This is a genomic window from Klebsiella sp. CN_Kp113 (assembly GCF_040064585.1).
GTDB classification, from domain to species: domain Bacteria; phylum Pseudomonadota; class Gammaproteobacteria; order Enterobacterales; family Enterobacteriaceae; genus Klebsiella; species Klebsiella michiganensis.
Window position 1 is genome coordinate 208,637 of the sequence record NZ_JBEAID010000018.1, and the last position, 16,897, is coordinate 225,533.

Below are 16,897 nucleotides of genomic sequence, written 5' to 3' on the forward strand. Positions count from 1 at the left end.
AATCTTCCGAGATTTAGAGTGATGCACATTTTTGCTCTTCCCCTTTGCCCCAAGATCGGACAAAATCCCACGCTAATTTGAAAGCGTATCGGCCATTGACCCCTTCCTGTCGTTCTGTGTCGTTTTCCCGACGTGATGCCATGCTCAATTTTGGCGCCAGGGTGTGTACAGGCAAACGTTTACGTACCGATAAACAGACGATCAGGTCAAGGTCTGGAGTGAGAAGTAATGGCAACTATTAAAGATGTAGCGAAGCGCGCAAACGTTTCCACTACAACAGTGTCACATGTGATTAACAAAACCCGATTCGTTGCGGAAGAGACGCGCAATGCGGTGTGGGCGGCAATAAAAGAACTGCATTACTCCCCCAGCGCCGTTGCCCGCAGCCTGAAGGTCAATCACACCAAATCTATTGGTCTGCTGGCAACCAGCAGCGAAGCGGCCTATTTCGCTGAGATTATCGAAGCCGTCGAGAAGAGCTGCTTCCAGAAGGGCTACACCCTGATCCTCGGCAACGCGTGGAACGACCCTGAGAAACAGCGCGCCTATCTGTCAATGATGGCGCAGAAACGCGTAGACGGCCTGCTGGTGATGTGCTCCGAGTATCCGGAGTCGGTGTTAAGCATGCTGGAAGAGTATCGTCATATTCCGATGGTAGTGATGGACTGGGGCGAGGCAAAAGCCGACTTCACCGACTCGGTTGTCGATAACGCCTTTGAAGGCGGCTATATCGCCGGGCGCTACCTTATTGAACGCGGGCATCGCGATATCGGCGTGATCCCCGGCCCGCTGGAGCGTAACACCGGCGCAGGCCGGCTGGCAGGTTTTATGAAAGCGATGGAAGAGGCGCAGATTAGCGTTCCGGAAAACTGGATTGTGCAGGGCGATTTTGAGCCGGAATCCGGCTACCGCGCCATGCAGCAGATTCTCGGCCAGCACCCTCGCCCAACGGCCATCTTCTGCGGCGGGGATATTATGGCGATGGGCGCCATCTGCGCGGCGGATGAAATGGGTCTGCGCGTGCCGCAGGATATTTCGCTGATCGGTTATGATAACGTGCGCAACGCCCGCTACTTTAGCCCGGCGCTGACCACCATTCATCAGCCTAAAGACTCTCTTGGCGAAGCGGCGTTTAACATGCTGCTGGACCGCATCGTTAATAAGCGTGAAATCTCGCAGTCGATTGAAGTCCACCCTCGCCTGGTCGAGCGCCGTTCCGTGGCCGATGGCCCGTTTGTTGATTATCGCCGTTAACCTTTCCCGCGGCGTCGGTCATTCCGGCGCCCGCAGCCACTCCCGGTTTAGCGTTTCGCTATCGCCAAGGTAATCCAGCAGCCATAGCAGCGCCGGCGAGGCATCGCTTTGCTGCCACGTCAGGCAGCATGCGGCGTCCGGGAAGGGGTTCTCCAGCTCCAGCGCCGTCCATGCGCCGCTATCAAGCCACGGGCGCGCTAAATGCCCGGGAACCATACCGACGCACAGTCCGGCGGAGAGACAGGTTTCTGAGGCATCCCAGTCCGGCACCACCACCCTCTTCTGGTTATCCAGCAGCCAGGTGGTCCGCTTCGGCAGCGAGCGCGAGGTATCCTCCCTGACCAGCGACGGCCAGTTGCGCAGGACGTCATCGCTCAGAGGCCCGGCCATTTTGGCCAGCGGATGGTGGCTCGCGACGACGCAGTCCCAGCTCAGCATTCCCATATCGCGAAAGGCGTAGCGGCCCCCTACCGGAATTGAGCGCGTCGCGCCGATGGCCAGCTCCACGCGACCGTCGGCGAGCGCATCCCAGACGCCGTTGAACACCTCCTGAAAAACAATCAGTTCGACGTCATCAAAATGACGATAGAAATCAACGATCATCTGCCGCATGCGCGTGGGTTTAACGATATTATCCACCGCAATAGAGAGCTGCCCGCGCCAGCCGTTGGCTATCTGCTGGCACTGCTGGCGGGTGATCTGCATTTTTTTGATAACAGAGCGCCCCTCCTGTAAAAACCAGACGCCGGCCGGCGTTAATTCCACATCACGATGACGGCGTTCGAACAGCGGTACCGCCAGCCACTCCTCCAGCTGACGCACGGTATAGCTGACGGCCGAGGGTACGCGGTGCAGTTCCTGCGCTGCGGCGCTAAAGCTGCCGTTACGGGCGACAGCATCGACAACTTCAAGCGAGTATTCGGACCACATTTTCTGCCTGCAAAATTTTTGAATTCACCTGACAAATATTAGCGTTTCACAAGCCTTAATGCACTCCCTACACTCTGCGCCATCGTACCTGCAACAATAAAAAGAGAAGATAATGCAACAACCTGGGAAAGGATTTTTAGTCTGGCTGGCTGGACTCAGCGTACTGGGCTTTCTGGCGACCGATATGTATCTTCCGGCTTTCGCCGCCATGCAACAAGATTTGAACACTTCTGCGGCCTCCGTCAGCGCCAGCCTGAGCCTGTTCCTGGCAGGCTTTGCGCTGGGCCAGCTTTTCTGGGGGCCCCTTTCCGATCGCTATGGCCGCAAGCCGGTGCTGTTGAGCGGGCTGGCCATTTTTGCTATCGGCTGTCTGGGGATGCTGTGGGTTCGCGATGCCAACCTGATGCTCGCGCTGCGATTTATTCAGGCCCTGGGGGTTTGCGCCGCCGCGGTGACCTGGCAGGCGATGGTCACCGATTATTATCCAGCGCAAAGAACCAACCGGATTTTCGCCGCCATTATGCCGCTGGTCGGTTTATCGCCGGCGCTGGCGCCGCTGCTCGGCAGCTGGCTGCTGGTCCATTTTGAATGGCAGGCTATTTTTGCCGTGCTGTTCGCGATTACCCTGCTGCTGATGTTGCCCGCCCTGCGCCTGAAGCCAGCGAACAAACCGGTTGCCAGCGCCCAGCAGAAGCTCACGTTTCTCACCCTGCTGCGCTCGCGCGAGTATAGCGGTAACGTGCTCATCTACGCCGCCTGTTCCGCCAGCTTTTTTGCCTGGCTGACGGGGTCGCCGTTTATTCTTCATGAAATGGGCTATGGCCCGACCGTTATCGGCCTGAGCTACGTTCCGCAAACTATCGCGTTTCTGGTGGGCGGTTATGGCTGCCGCGCGGCGCTGCAAAAATGGCAGGGCCAGCAAATTCTGCCCTGGCTGCTGGCTATTTTCGCCCTCAGCGTCGCCGCCACCTGGCTGGTAGGCCTGCGGGAAAACGCCACGCTCGTTGGTCTGATGATTCCGTTCTGCGCCATGGCGGTGGTAAATGGCGGTATTTACCCTATCGTCGTCGCGCAGGCCCTGAAGCCATTCCCGCAGGCGACCGGCCGCGCCGCTGCGCTGCAAAACACCCTGCAGCTTGGCCTCTGTTTCCTTACCAGCCTGCTAGTCTCGACGCTGATTGCCACCCCGCTGCAAACGACCACCAGCGTGATGCTGGTCTCCATCGTGCTGGCCGGGATGGGCTACCGCATGCAGCACAAAGCCGCGCATCTGGCAACAAAATCGTCACATGCTTAAGGTAATGTACTGATAGTGATAAGATCCAGTAATTAGCTTGCTAAGATATTTTTGTTGAAAGCCTGTTTTTAGCGGCCTATACTGGATCCGGCGTCACATAAATAGAAAACTAATTGATTTTAACGGGAGCAGGATGCATCCCGTTTCACCATGGAAGGCCTTTCGGCAAGGGTTACCTCCCTTCCTCTGTTCTACGTCGGATAGCAGCCTCACGGATTATCCGTGAGATTTCTCACAAAGCCAAAAAAGCGTCTACGCTGTTTTAAGGTTCTGATCACTTGGGCGTGATGGAGAAGCTATGAGTTCATCGTGTATAGAAGAAGTAAGTGTACCAAATGATGACTGGTACCGAATTGCAGCTGAATTATTAGGCCGTGCGGGCATTGAAATTAATGGTCCTGCTCCCTCCGACCTGCGAATTAAAAACCCTCTCTTTTTTAAGCGCGTTTTACAGGAAGGGTCGCTGGGGTTAGGCGAGAGCTATATGGACGGCTGGTGGGATTGTGAGCGGCTGGATATATTTTTCCATAAAGTTTTACGCGCCGGTCTGGAAAATCAGCTTCCCCATCATTTCAAAGATACCTTGCGTATCGCCAGCGCACGCTTATTCAATCTGCAAAGTAAAAAACGATCCTGGATTGTCGGTAAAGAGCATTACGATTTAGGTAACGATCTGTTCAGCCGCATGCTCGACCCCTATATGCAGTACTCTTGCGCTTACTGGAAAGACGCGCAGACTCTCGATGACGCGCAGCAGGCAAAATTAGATCTGATCTGCCGTAAACTTGAGCTTGAGCCAGGGATGCGGGTGCTGGATATCGGCTGCGGCTGGGGCGGGCTGGCTTACTACATGGCCAAACATTACCAGGTCAGCGTGGTTGGCGTGACCATCTCGGCAGAGCAGCAGAAAATGGCGCAGCAGCGCTGCGCGGACCTCGACGTCACCATTCTGCTCCAGGACTATCGCGACCTGCACGAAAGCTTCGATCGTATTGTTTCCGTCGGCATGTTCGAACATGTCGGGCCTAAAAATTACGCCACCTATTTTGATGTGGTCGATCGTAATCTGAAACCCGACGGTCGTTTCCTGCTGCATACCATCGGTTCGAAAAAAACCGATCATAGCGTTGACCCGTGGATTAACAAATATATCTTCCCTAACGGCTGCCTGCCGTCGGTGCGCCATATTGCCGAAGCCAGCGAATCGCATTTCGTTATGGAAGACTGGCATAATTTTGGTGCCGACTACGACACGACGCTGATGGCCTGGTATGAGCGCTTCCTCGCCAGTTGGCCGGAAATCGCCGACAACTACTCGGAACGCTTCAAACGTATGTTTAGCTATTATCTGAATGCCTGCGCTGGCGCTTTCCGCGCGCGCGATATTCAGCTCTGGCAGGTGGTTTTTTCTCGCGGGGCCGAACACGGCCTGCGCGTGGCCCGCTAAAAATATCCCCGCATCGGCGGGGATATTTTTTACTCGGCCGCCGTTTTCAGTGCCGCCTCTTTCGCCGCCAGCACGCGCTCGACGGTATCGATGACCGCCTGAGTCTGCGGATCGATTTCAATATTCACCCGATCGCCCAGCTTTTTCACCCCAAGCGTGGTGCGCTGCAGCGTTTCCGGAATTAAATGAACGCAAAAGCGGGTTGGCGTCACTTCACCGACGGTGAGGCTAATCCCATCTACGCCGATATAGCCTTTATAGAGGATATATTTCATCAACGTCGGGTCCTGAACCTTAAACCAGATCTGGCGGTTATTTTCCGAGGTGAGAATTTTCACTACTTCCGCGGTGGTCATAATATGGCCGGACATCAGGTGACCGCCAATTTCATCGCTGAATTTCGCCGCGCGCTCAACGTTAACGCTGTCGCCCTCGCCAACCTCGCCCAGATTAGTTATACGCAGGGTCTCTTTCATCAGGTCAAAACTCACTCGCGCGCCGTCTATATGGGTGACGGTCAAGCAGCAGCCGTTGTGCGCCACGGAAGCCCCGGTTTCGAGCCCCGCCAGCATATGCTCAGGCAGCTCCACGACGTGGGTGCGAAAGTTAGGTTTTTCATCGATCGCCACCACTTTGGCGGTCCCCTGCACAATACCGGTAAACATATTTTGCTCCTGTATAAATTCGTGACGGTATCAGTACCGTTTTAGGCTATGACGAACAATAACAGGTGGCAAAACAGGTTGCCAGCGCACAACGTGCAGTGGAATTTTTTCACTGGCTAAATGGCTAATCCTCGCTACAATAGTCTGGCAAATCCCTCTGCTTTTCTTCTTGCTGCCACATATGGCGGCTTTTTTAGTCCTCCAATAACAACAATATAAAGGTGTTTACGTGCAGAAGTATTTTATTGAAGCGCGTCAGTTATTAGCACTGGCTATACCCGTTATACTCGCCCAGGTGGCGCAAACCGCCATGGGCTTCGTCGATACCGTGATGGCGGGTGGCTATAGCGCCACCGACATGGCGGCCGTCGCCATCGGCACCTCTATCTGGCTACCGGCGATCCTCTTTGGCCACGGCCTGCTGCTGGCCCTGACGCCCGTTATTGCCCAACTGAATGGTTCCGGCCGTCGCGAGCGTATCGCTCACCAGGTACGCCAGGGGTTCTGGCTGGCTGGCTTCGTCTCCCTGCTGGTGATGGTCGTGCTGTGGAACGCCGGTTACATTATCAGCTCAATGCATAACATCGACCCGGCGATGGCAGAGAAGGCGGTCGGCTACCTGCGGGCGCTGCTGTGGGGCGCGCCCGGCTATCTGTTCTTTCAGGTCGCTCGCAACCAGTGTGAAGGACTGGCGAAAACCAAGCCGGGTATGGTAATGGGATTTATCGGTCTGCTGGTCAACATTCCGGTGAACTACATTTTTATCTACGGCCACTTTGGTATGCCGGAGCTCGGCGGTATCGGCTGCGGCGTGGCGACGGCATCGGTTTACTGGGTTATGTTTTTCAGCATGCTCTTCTGGGTGCGCCGCGCGCGTTCGATGCGCGATATTCATCACACAGAGCGCTTCAGCAAACCGGATTTCGCCGTCATTCAGCGTCTGGTACAGCTGGGCCTGCCGATTGCGCTCGCGCTGTTTTTCGAAGTGACGCTCTTCGCCGTCGTGGCGCTGCTGGTTTCGCCGTTGGGGATCGTTGACGTCGCCGGGCATCAGATAGCCCTCAACTTCAGCTCGCTGATGTTCGTCTTGCCGCTCTCGCTGGCGGCAGCGGTGACCATTCGCGTCGGTTTCCGTCTCGGGCAGGGTTCCACGCTGGAGGCCCAGACCTCGGCGAGAACCGGCGTCGGCGTCGGGGTGTGCATGGCTGTTTTCACGGCGGTTTTCACTATCCTGATGCGCAAGCAAATCGCGCTGCTGTATAACGATAATCCCGAGGTGGTTACCCTCGCGTCCCAGCTGATGCTGCTGGCGGCGATCTACCAGATTTCCGACTCCATTCAGGTGATCGGCAGCGGGATTCTGCGCGGCTACAAAGACACGCGTTCCATCTTCTTTATCACCTTTACCGCCTACTGGGTATTGGGACTGCCGAGCGGCTACCTGCTGGCGCTGACCGATATCGTGGTACCGCGCATGGGCCCCGCCGGGTTCTGGTGCGGTTTTATTATTGGCCTCACCTCCGCCGCCGTAATGATGATGCTGCGCATGCGTTTCCTGCAGCGTCAGCCTTCCAGCGTCATTTTACAACGCGCGGCGCGCTAACCCGTCGCGGAAGCGAAGTCGCTATCCAACGGCGCTGATTCAGCGCCGTTTTCTCAAGCTGGTGAAGAAATATTCTTTTGCATCAGTAAAATATAACCAATATGGATAAAACTTCTGCGATCGTGAGAAATCTGGAAGAAAAGTGACGTTTGCCTCTTGCCACAACCCCTCCCTCCCGCTAATATGCGTCCCCGTTGCCACTGCAACATTGCGTTCATAGCTCAGTTGGTTAGAGCACCACCTTGACATGGTGGGGGTCGTTGGTTCGAGTCCAATTAAACGCACCATAATGCGTCCGTAGCTCAGTTGGTTAGAGCACCACCTTGACATGGTGGGGGTCGGTGGTTCGAGTCCACTCGGACGCACCATTTCACAGCCTCGTGATCTGGTGCCTTTTATCTCCCGCATTGAAATATCCGAAAATTACTTTCAGCACTGGCGATACGCTATTTTCTGATTTTTCCCGGTCGTGTCCTTAATATCTTTCACCATTCCGACAACTTATTTCCCGCGCTTATGTAAAGAGACGTAAAGCCCTGCGCCGCGTCTACGCTGCATTTATTAACGCAGCGGCCCCGCCGATATTCCCTCGCGAATAAAAATCTTTCGTTAGATCATAACCCGTTATGCTGACATTCATTAAAAACAAGCGAAACGGTAACAGCAGCGCAATTCAGAGTATTTCAAAAAATATCACCACAAACCGGTTTGACTGTTCAAAAATAACGACTAAATTTAATTTCTGAACGACAACGGATACGTACCTGAAGCGTATCTTCCTGACATAAACTCAACAACAGAGGTATGAAAATATGGCAGAACATCGTGGTGGTTCCGGTAATTTCGCTGAAGACCGTGATAAAGCATCTGAAGCAGGACGTAAAGGCGGTCAGCACAGCGGTGGTAACTTTAAAAACGATCCGCAGCGCGCATCTGAGGCCGGTAAGAAAGGCGGCCAAAATAGCCATGGCGGCGGGCGTAAATCTGATAATTCCTGATATTAATCGCCTCATTCTCTTGTAACTAAAAGAGTAACCTGCGAGTCTGCGGACTCGCAGTTATTCTCCGTTTATAAAGGTAATTAATATGAATATGAAGAGCATAGAAGACGTTTTTATTCATCTTTTATCGGATACATATAGCGCAGAAAAACAATTAACCCGCGGCCTGGCGAAACTCGCCAGAGCGGCGTCCAGCGAACAGCTTAGCGCCGCGTTCAAGGCCCACCTGGAGGAGACTCAGGGGCAAATTGAACGTATCGATCAAATTGTCGAGCAAGAGCCTGATATCAAAATTAAACGGATGAAATGCGTGGCCATGGAGGGGCTGATTGAAGAAGCTAACGAAGTTATTGAGAGCACGGAGAAAAATGAAGTGCGGGATGCGGCATTAATTGCTGCTGCGCAAAAGGTTGAACATTATGAAATTGCCAGCTACGGCACTCTCGCCACTTTAGCAGAACAGCTTGGCTATAAAAAAGCGGTTAAACTTTTAGCGGAAACGTTAGAAGAAGAAAAATCAACCGACCTTAAATTAACTGACCTGGCGGTCGGCAATATTAATAAAGACGCCCAAAATGAATAGCCAGATGGTAAACCAATATTAAGGAGTTGATTATGAATTATCTTGAACATTATCACGACTGGCTACGCGATGCGCATGCAATGGAAAAACAGGCAGAATCTATGCTGGAATCCATGGCGAGCCGCATCGATAATTATCCTGACCTGCGCAGCAGAATTCAACAGCACGTAACTGAAACCAAACGCCAAATTACGGTACTTGAGGAGATTCTGGATCGTAATAATATATCACGCTCGGTGCTGAAGGATTCCATGAGCAAAATGGCCGCGTTGGGCCAATCCATTGGCGGGATGTTCCCTTCCGATGAAATCGTTAAAGGGTCAATTAGCGGTTATGTATTTGAGCAGTTTGAAATTGCCTGTTATACCTCCCTGCTTGCCGCCGCGAATAAAGCCGGCGACACCGCCTCAATCCCCGCCATCGAATCGATTCTGGCAGAAGAGCGGGCCATGGCCGACTGGCTGCTGAAACATATTCCGCAAACAACGGAAGAGTTCCTTCTGCGCTCTGAAGCCGAAGGCGTTGAAGCGAAAAAATAAGCAATAAGGATAAGAGCCTATGTTCCGACACGTTAAGCAGCTTCAGTATACCGTAAGGGTCGCCGAGCCGAATCCGGGACTGGCGAACCTTCTTCTGGAACAATTCGGCGGTCCCCAGGGCGAACTGGCCGCCGCATGCCGGTATTTTACTCAGGGCCTGAGCGATGACGATCCGGGCCGTAAAGATATGCTGATGGACATTGCCACCGAAGAGCTGAGCCACCTTGAAATTATCGGCTCGCTGGTTGGCATGCTCAATAAAGGGGCCAAAGGCGCCCTGGCGGAAGGCGCGGAAAACGAAGCCGACCTGTACCGCTCGCTTACCGCTAACGGTAACGACAGCCATATCACCTCTTTGCTGTATGGCGCAGGCACGCCGCTGACCAACTCCGCCGGGGTGCCCTGGACCGCCGCCTATATTGATACGATTGGTGAGCCAACCGCGGATTTACGCTCCAACGTGGCGGCCGAGGCGCGGGCCAAAATCATTTATGAGCGCCTGATCAACGTCACTGATGACCCCGGAGTGAAGGATGCGCTGGCCTTTCTGATGACCCGGGAAGCCGCTCATCAGCTCTCTTTCGAAAAAGCGCTCCAGTCCATCAGAAATAACTATCCGCCGGGAAAATTACCGCCCGTCCCTGAATACGCCAGCACCTACTACAATATGTCAGAGGGCGACGACATTCGCGGTAGCTGGAATAGCGATAGGCACTTCGAATATGTGGCAAATCCACAGCCTGCAGTGGATGGCGGAGAGGGTGGCGCCAGCGTTAAGCTAACGGCCAAACAAAAGGCCCTGGCGAAAACCATGGCGAAACGGACCCAATCCGATCCGGATGGCGATCCTCTGACCGGCGCAGAGCTCGGCGCAGGCAAGAAAAGCCCTGGTCCTCGATAACCTGCTGTTAATCACTTCCCCCTGCTCAATTCGGGGGGGTGTTCTGTGATGGGGTCCGGAATATGTTTGAACTCGACGCGTTTAATCTGGCTCGGCTGCAGTTCGCATTTACCGTCTCTTTTCATATCCTTTTTCCGGCGATTACCATCGGACTGGCCAGCTATCTGGTGGTGCTGGAGGGGATGTGGCTGCGGACAAAAGATGACGTCTGGCGCTCATTGTATAATTTCTGGCTGAAAATTTTTGCCGTTAATTTCGGGATGGGCGTGGTTTCAGGCCTGGTCATGGCTTATCAATTCGGCACCAACTGGAGCGGTTTCTCACAGTTTGCCGGTAGCATTACCGGCCCCCTGCTGCTTTACGAAGTGCTCACCGCCTTTTTTCTCGAAGCCGGTTTCTTAGGCGTTATGCTCTTTGGCTGGAACAAAGTTCCTCCCGGTCTGCACTTCTTCACCACCTGCATGGTGGCGCTGGGCACGCTGATGTCAACCTTCTGGATCCTCGCATCAAATAGCTGGATGCAGACGCCGCAGGGTTTTACCATTGAAAACGGTCATGTCATTCCCCAGGACTGGCTGGCGATTATCTTTAACCCTTCTTTCCCCTATCGTCTGTCCCATATGGCGATTGCCGCTTTTCTCAGCAGCGCGATGTTCGTCGGCGCCTCCGCCGCCTGGCATCTTCTGCGGGGCAATGATACGCCGGCCATACGTAAAATGTTTTCCATGGCGATGTGGATGGCCCTGCTGGTCGCGCCGGTTCAGGCTATCGTTGGCGATATGCACGGGCTCAACACGCTTGAACATCAGCCGGCAAAAATCGCTGCCATAGAAGGCCACTGGGAGAACAAACCCGGAGAAGCCACCCCGCTGCTGCTGTTTGGCGTGCCCGATATGGATGAAGAGCGCACCAAATACGGGCTGGAAATCCCTGCGCTTGGCAGCCTGATCCTCACCCATAGCCTGAACAAGCAGGTCCCGGCGCTGAAAGATTTTCCGCCGCAGAATCGGCCAAACTCCCTTATCGTCTTCTGGTCTTTCCGCATCATGGTCGGCATGGGCGTGTTGATGATTGCCCTCGGCGTATGGAGCCTGTGGCTTCGCTACCGGCAGCGTCTTTTTCACTCCCGCGCCTTTCAGTGGTTTGCGCTGGCGATGGGGCCGGCGGGGCTGCTGGCGCTGCTGGCCGGCTGGATCACGACCGAAGCGGGACGCCAGCCCTGGGTCATCTATGGTTTATTACGCACCCGGGATGCGGTCTCTCTCCACAGCACAGCGCAAATGATCGTCAGCCTGCTGGTCTTTATCGTGGTGTACTGTTCGGTGTTTGGCGTAGGTTATTACTACATTATCCGGCTGATTCAGAAAGGGCCTCAGCCCGTCAGCGAATTGACATCGACAACCTCCGGTACGCCGGCTCGCCCCCTTTCCGCCGCAGAGGCCGTGCCTGAAGAGGAGACTCGCTAATGGGCATCGATATCCCCGTTATCTGGTTTGTCATCATAGTGTTTGCCACGCTGATGTATATCGTTATGGACGGCTTCGATCTCGGCATCGGAATCGTCTTCAGCTTTGTGCCCAACGCCAACGAGCGCGACGTGATGATGAACAGCGTCGCCCCGGTATGGGACGGCAATGAGACATGGCTTGTGCTGGGCGGCGCGGGGCTATTCGGCGCCTTTCCGCTGGCGTACGCCGTCATCACCGATGCGCTAACGATTCCGCTCACCGCCATGTTAATTGGCCTGATCTTTCGCGGCGTCGCCTTCGAATTTCGTTTTAAGGCCACCCCCTCTCATCAAAAATTCTGGGATTACTCATTTGTGGGCGGCTCGTTGTTGGCCACCTTTAGCCAGGGGATAGTCGTGGGCGCAGTCATCAGCGGCTTTGAGGTTGCCGACCGCAGGTTCATCGGCTCAGCGCTGGACTGGCTGACGCCCTTTAGCCTGTTCTGCGGCTTAGGGCTGGTGGTGGCTTATACGCTCCTCGGCACCACCTGGCTTATCATGAAAAGCGAAGGCGCGCTGCAGCAGCGCATGCGTGAGCTGACCCGCCACACGCTTCTGGCGCTGATGGCGGTCATCGCCGTGGTCAGCGTCTGGACGCCGCTGGGCTGGCCGTCCGTTGCTCAACGCTGGTTTACCCTGCCTAATTTCTACTGGTTTGTGCCCGTTCCCATTCTGGTACTCGTCTTTAGCCTGTGGATCTGGCGCCTGAGCGCTCACCCCGCGAGCCACGCCCGCCCTTTCCTCCTGACGCTCGGGCTTATTTTTCTCGGCTTCAGCGGCCTGGGCATCAGTCTGTGGCCCAATATCATCCCTCCGCATATCACGCTGTGGGAAGCCTCCGCGCCGCCGGCCAGCCAGCTATTTATGCTGGTAGGAACCCTGCTTATCATTCCGGTGATTTTGGTTTACACCGCATGGAGCTACTACGTATTCCGCGGCAAAGTTTCCGGAAATGAAGGCTATCACTGAGGTGGGCTATGGCTGACTGGCATACGCGGGCCATTATCTATCAGATTGATTCAGCACTGTTTTACGATCTTAACGGCGATGGCTGCGGCGATATCGCCGGGATCGCCGCGAAGCTGCGCTATATTCGCCGACTGGGCGCGACGGTGATCTGGATAACGCCCTTCTACCTGACGCCGTTTCTGGATGAGGGTTACGATGTCAGCGACCATCTGCAGGTCGATCCGCGATTTGGTCAACTGGCGGATATCATTGCTTTTATCGAGCAGGCCGGCGAATTAGGCATGCAGGTTATTATTGAATTGCTGATCCAGCACACCTCCGACGCTCACCCCTGGTTTCAACAAGCGCGGCGCAGCCGTCGCTCGCCGTTCCGCGACTATTATCTGTGGGCAGATAGCGATGATGACAATACGCCGCCCATGTTTCCCGGCGTCGAAGAGAGCATCTGGTCGTGGGATGACGAAGCCGGGCAATATTTTCGCCATATGTTTTACCGCCATGAACCCGATCTCAATCTGGCCTCTCCCGCGGTGATCAAAGAGGTCGAAAATATCGTTATCTTTTGGCTGAAGCTGGGGGTTTCCGGCTTTCGTCTGGATGCCGCCTCGCATTTGACGAAACAGGCCGGACGCGGCGAGGAGAAACGCGGGCTATGGCTCCTGGAACATCTGCGTCGGCTGGTTGAACGACATAATCCGCAGGCCATACTGCTCGGCGAAGTCGACGTTGAGGTGGCGCAGTATCGCGACTATTTTGGCGATAATAACCGACTTAATATGGTACTTAACTTCTGGCTGAACAAATATTTTTACGTCAGCCTCGCCAGCCAGAGCGCCCACCCGCTGATCGACGCCATCAAGAAAATGGTGGTGCCTCCTGACGCCTGCTGCTTCGCAAACTGGCTGCGCAACCACGATGAACTGGATCTTGAAGGGATCGGTAACAAGAACAAGCAGACCGTGCTGGATGCCTTCGCGCCGGATAAGGAGATGAACGTTTATCAGCGCGGTATTCGCCGTCGGCTGGCGCCCATGCTGAACGGCGACCGGCGGTGGCTGGCGTTCTGTCATGCCGTGCTTTTTTCACTGCCCGGCGTACCGATCATGCGCTACGGGGATGAGATCGGCATGGGTGACGACCTGGCGCTGGAAGAGCGCTACGCGGTGCGTACGCCGATGCAGTGGGCCGGTTCAGCGGGCGGCGGCTTCTCCGCAGCCGATCCGCAGACGTTTGTGGCTCCCATGATCGACCGGGGACCGTTTCGCTATCAGAAAGTCAACGTCGCTGATTCTCTGCTGCACCGCCATTCTCTCCTGCACCGTATTATTGATATCGCCAATACGCGGTCAGAATTCCCGGAAATCGCCGTTGCGCCTTTCCGCATCATTAGCACCGATCGGCAGGCGATTCTCGGAATCTGCTACGATGACCACGAGCGCAGCGTCATCGCCTTTCTTAATTTCAGTGATAAACCGCTGCGTTTTACCGCGAAAGGGATCTATGCGGCGGTGTGGACGCCCTGCCTGGCCGACAAAACCTACGCGGACGCGCTCACTCCCGGTAAGCACGCTAAGCTGGAGATTAGCGCATATGGCTATCGATGGTTCTGGACCAACAGTAGCGCGCTGCGTTAGCGTTTTTTACGCGAGATAAACCATTTTGCTAAAAGTAACCCCGCCGCTGCCGCGCCGCCCAGCAGCGCTTTTCCCGGCACGCCGGAAGTGATGGCGGTGGCGCGATATTTCGCCTCAGAGGAAAAACGCCCGTGCGTTTTATGCAATCCGCTGACCGGCTGTTCGAGATAGTCCTGACGGTCGTCGGCATTCAAGCGCCGGGTCATTTGCCCTTCCCACGCTTTTTTGACCATCAGCCGGTCAAGGAAGCCCGGGAAAAGAAATTGCCCAATAATGGACTGAATCGTGCTGCTCCCTACCCAGAGTTCGCGTACGGGCCGGCGCGCGACGTTGAAGATAGCCTGGGCGGCCACTTCCGGCTGAAATACGGGCGGCACCGGGCGCATCGCCCAGGCAAACTTATTGCGCGCCCACTCGAACTGCGGCGTATTCAGCCCCGGCATCTGTACCATCGCAATACTCACGCCGCTATTTTCATGCATCAACTCCGTACGCACCGCATCGGTAAAACCCCGAATCGCGGCCTTTGCCCCGCAGTAGGCGGACTGTAGCGGAATGGAGCGATAGGCGAGCGCGGAGCCAACCTGGATAATCACTCCGCGATCGCGGGGCGTCATCAGCGCCAGCGCGGCGCGAGTCCCGTTGACGTAGCCGAGGTAGGTGACCTCGGTTACCCGTCTAAATTCGTCGTGGGTCATCGCTCTGAAAGGCGCCAGCACCGCACACATCGCGTTATTGACCCATACCTCGATAGCTCCGAGTCGATTTTCGATTTCGCCGGCGGCGGTCAAGAGCGCATCGGCATTTGCCACATCGGCCTGCACGGTATGCACCCGAACGCCGCAACGAAGGAGCTCCTGCTTCGTCGCCTCAAGGCTTCGGCCATCGCGGGCAATAATGCCGACGTCATAGCCTGCCCGTGCAAAGCGCAGGGCCGTTGCTTTACCGACTCCCGCAGTACCGCCAGTGATCGCCATGACTGCCATATAAACCTCCGCAATAAAAGCGTTATGCGCTCTGCCAGCCGGGCAGTTTCTCGATGAGCATCGCCAGTGAATAGCGTACGGCTTTCTCCACAACATCCTGGCACTCGCCGGAAAACAGCGTTTTATGCGCGTCGATACTGCCGCGAAAATTCCACGCGAACCAGACGGTCCCCGCAGGCGTCCCGTCATCGCCGCCGTCCGGCCCCGCGTATCCGCTAATGGCGATACTGATATCCGCGCCGGAACGCGCCAGCGCGCCGGTGGACATCTCTTCAACGGTCTGCCGACTGACGGCGCTATATTTTTCCAGCGTTGAGGCGTTGACGTCGAGAAGCTGCTGTTTCGCCCGATCGCTAAAAGTGATTAAACCAATATCGTAGAATGCGGCCGTATCCGCTTCCGCGCACAGCGCTGCCGCCAGGCTACCGCCGGTGCAGGATTCCGCGGTGGTTAAGCGTAAACGACGGTCAATCAGCGCGCTGGCGACCTGTTTAGTCAGCTCACCGGTGGTTTTCGCTTGGTTATAAGGGTTATTTGACATAAAAAGACCTTTTTAACTCTCAGCAGGAATAATAGAAATGTGGCCATTCCGTTCCAGTATGGCATATTTGATTTTACTTAATTCCGTAATACCCTGATTCTGCCGCGCGGCGACCAGAATATCATCACAGGAGACGTCCACTTTTTTCAGCTTGTCAATTAACGGCACGCCATTTTCGACTAAAATCACCGGGCAACCATCAAGCGCTGACTCTGCGCCAGCGGAATATTTCTTCATTAATCCGAAAAGCATATCCACGACCACCAGCGTCATAATCGTCAGCATTGCGCCGGTCACCGAAAAATCGTTCCCCAGCAGCGCCTGCTGGGTAGCCTCGCTGATAATAAGTAATAAAATCAGATCAAAGCTGGTCATTTGTAATAGTGCCCGGCGGCCGGCGATTTTAAACACCACCAGCAAAATTAAATATATCGCTAACGCACGCAAGACCATCTCCATCGCATCCTCCTAAGGATAAATAAATTGCCAGAAGCGGATTTCGGGTTCTCCGTTTAGCTGCAAAGAGTGGTTCAACTTACCTGGGCGGGTGGGCGTAACGTAGAGCCATATAGAAAAATTATTCATGCTTTTCAAATCATTATAGACCAGAAAGAGCCGGTCATTCTGACTGTACATCCTGTCTGGCCGGGGCCAGATACTGCCTGGTTCAAAAGAAGAGGTAAAATCACCGCCAAGGCTAAAAATATATTTATCCGCGACCCGCGGATGGGCGGTAATCTTTAACCTGAATTCAGTTTGCAAACGACCGAAGCGGTCATAGGCCACCGTTAAATTGCGCTGCGCAGTTGTTTTTTCGGCAGTGCTAAAATAGCCTCCAGAAAAGAGACCCAAAAGGGCTGCCAGTATGATCGCCAATAATATTCCGAGGCCTATCTGGCGGGCAGCGCATTCAAAATTAAGAAAAATTCGTTCTCTTTAATCCCGGGCAGCCTCTCTTTTTCACTTGCCATTTTTCACCTCACCGTTGCGCTTATTATCGGAGCGCCAGTTTAAGGAATAGCAACCCGGTTTAATATGTC

16 protein-coding genes, 2 tRNA genes and 1 pseudogene are annotated in these 16,897 nt (G+C 54.8%); 13 read left to right on the forward strand and 6 right to left on the reverse strand.

From position 1 onward, the window contains the following. Positions 1-228 precede the first annotated feature (228 nt). On the forward strand, positions 229-1,254 hold the full coding sequence (gene purR, locus ABLV30_RS11090; protein WP_004851481.1) for an HTH-type transcriptional repressor PurR: 1,026 nt from the start codon (positions 229-231) through the stop codon (positions 1,252-1,254). An 18-nt stretch (positions 1,255-1,272) separates the two neighbouring features. Here the strand turns inward: purR and punR are convergent, their stop codons facing one another. After that, positions 1,273-2,184, reverse strand: a complete 912-nt coding sequence (punR, locus tag ABLV30_RS11095; protein ID WP_004851483.1) for a DNA-binding transcriptional activator PunR — start codon at positions 2,182-2,184, stop codon at positions 1,273-1,275. A 112-nt stretch (positions 2,185-2,296) separates the two neighbouring features. Between punR and punC the strand changes: the two genes are divergently transcribed. Continuing rightward, complete coding sequence (gene punC, locus ABLV30_RS11100; RefSeq protein ID WP_025105838.1) at positions 2,297-3,481, forward strand: purine nucleoside transporter PunC; 1,185 nt, start codon at positions 2,297-2,299, stop codon at positions 3,479-3,481. A gap of 298 nt (positions 3,482-3,779) precedes the next feature. Continuing rightward, complete coding sequence (gene cfa, locus ABLV30_RS11105) at positions 3,780-4,928, forward strand: cyclopropane fatty acyl phospholipid synthase (RefSeq protein ID WP_014838673.1); 1,149 nt, start codon at positions 3,780-3,782, stop codon at positions 4,926-4,928. Between the two features lie 29 nt (positions 4,929-4,957). Here cfa and ABLV30_RS11110 read toward each other — a convergent pair whose 3' ends face one another. Continuing rightward, positions 4,958-5,593 carry a riboflavin synthase gene (locus ABLV30_RS11110; protein WP_004851490.1) on the reverse strand — a complete coding sequence of 212 codons (636 nt, stop codon included), beginning with the start codon at positions 5,591-5,593 and terminating at the stop codon, positions 4,958-4,960. Positions 5,594-5,822: 229 nt separating this feature from the next. Here ABLV30_RS11110 and mdtK point away from each other — a divergent pair, with 229 nt between their 5' ends. From mdtK to ABLV30_RS11160, 10 genes are all read left to right on the forward strand, one after another. Continuing rightward, complete coding sequence (gene mdtK, locus ABLV30_RS11115) at positions 5,823-7,196, forward strand: MdtK family multidrug efflux MATE transporter (RefSeq protein WP_014229610.1); 1,374 nt, start codon at positions 5,823-5,825, stop codon at positions 7,194-7,196. 210 nt (positions 7,197-7,406) lie between these two features. After that, positions 7,407-7,483 (forward strand) — tRNA-Val (locus tag ABLV30_RS11120). Positions 7,484-7,487: 4 nt separating this feature from the next. Further along, positions 7,488-7,564: transfer RNA gene (locus tag ABLV30_RS11125), tRNA-Val, on the forward strand. A gap of 444 nt (positions 7,565-8,008) precedes the next feature. Beyond that, on the forward strand, positions 8,009-8,194 hold the full coding sequence (locus tag ABLV30_RS11130; RefSeq protein WP_004136767.1) for a general stress protein: 186 nt from the start codon (positions 8,009-8,011) through the stop codon (positions 8,192-8,194). Positions 8,195-8,282: 88 nt separating this feature from the next. Continuing rightward, the gene (locus ABLV30_RS11135; protein ID WP_265801908.1) at positions 8,283-8,780 is read left to right on the forward strand and encodes a ferritin-like domain-containing protein; all 498 of its coding nucleotides are present in this window, start codon (positions 8,283-8,285) and stop codon (positions 8,778-8,780) included. Between the two features lie 32 nt (positions 8,781-8,812). After that, positions 8,813-9,319: a ferritin-like domain-containing protein gene (locus tag ABLV30_RS11140; RefSeq protein WP_009653688.1), complete on the forward strand. Its 507-nt coding sequence runs from the start codon at positions 8,813-8,815 to the stop codon at positions 9,317-9,319. Between the two features lie 19 nt (positions 9,320-9,338). After that, a complete protein-coding gene (locus ABLV30_RS11145; protein WP_046878485.1) occupies positions 9,339-10,220 on the forward strand; it encodes a manganese catalase family protein in 882 nt (293 codons plus the stop codon). A gap of 62 nt (positions 10,221-10,282) precedes the next feature. Further along, complete coding sequence (locus tag ABLV30_RS11150; protein WP_014229613.1) at positions 10,283-11,686, forward strand: cytochrome ubiquinol oxidase subunit I; 1,404 nt, start codon at positions 10,283-10,285, stop codon at positions 11,684-11,686. Beyond that, on the forward strand, positions 11,686-12,696 hold the full coding sequence (gene cydB, locus ABLV30_RS11155; RefSeq protein ID WP_046878487.1) for a cytochrome d ubiquinol oxidase subunit II: 1,011 nt from the start codon (positions 11,686-11,688) through the stop codon (positions 12,694-12,696). The genes ABLV30_RS11150 and cydB overlap by 1 nt, the downstream gene beginning before the upstream one ends. Before the next feature lie 8 nt (positions 12,697-12,704). Continuing rightward, positions 12,705-14,330, forward strand: coding sequence for an alpha-amylase family protein (locus tag ABLV30_RS11160; RefSeq protein WP_265801906.1), 1,626 nt, complete (start codon positions 12,705-12,707; stop codon positions 14,328-14,330). Here ABLV30_RS11160 and ABLV30_RS11165 read toward each other — a convergent pair. From ABLV30_RS11165 to ABLV30_RS11180, 4 genes and pseudogenes are all read right to left on the reverse strand, one after another. Next, positions 14,327-15,316: an SDR family oxidoreductase gene (locus tag ABLV30_RS11165; RefSeq protein ID WP_032749757.1), complete on the reverse strand. Its 990-nt coding sequence runs from the start codon at positions 15,314-15,316 to the stop codon at positions 14,327-14,329. The genes ABLV30_RS11160 and ABLV30_RS11165 overlap by 4 nt on opposite strands. A 22-nt stretch (positions 15,317-15,338) precedes the next feature. Continuing rightward, positions 15,339-15,857, reverse strand: a complete 519-nt coding sequence (locus tag ABLV30_RS11170) for a 2-oxo-tetronate isomerase (protein ID WP_009653693.1) — start codon at positions 15,855-15,857, stop codon at positions 15,339-15,341. Between the two features lie 12 nt (positions 15,858-15,869). After that, a complete protein-coding gene (locus ABLV30_RS11175; RefSeq protein WP_025105847.1) occupies positions 15,870-16,316 on the reverse strand; it encodes a YetF domain-containing protein in 447 nt (148 codons plus the stop codon). Positions 16,317-16,325: 9 nt separating this feature from the next. Beyond that, positions 16,326-16,828 (reverse strand): annotated as a pseudogene (locus ABLV30_RS11180) (hypothetical protein). Between the last annotated feature and the right edge of the window lie 69 nt (positions 16,829-16,897).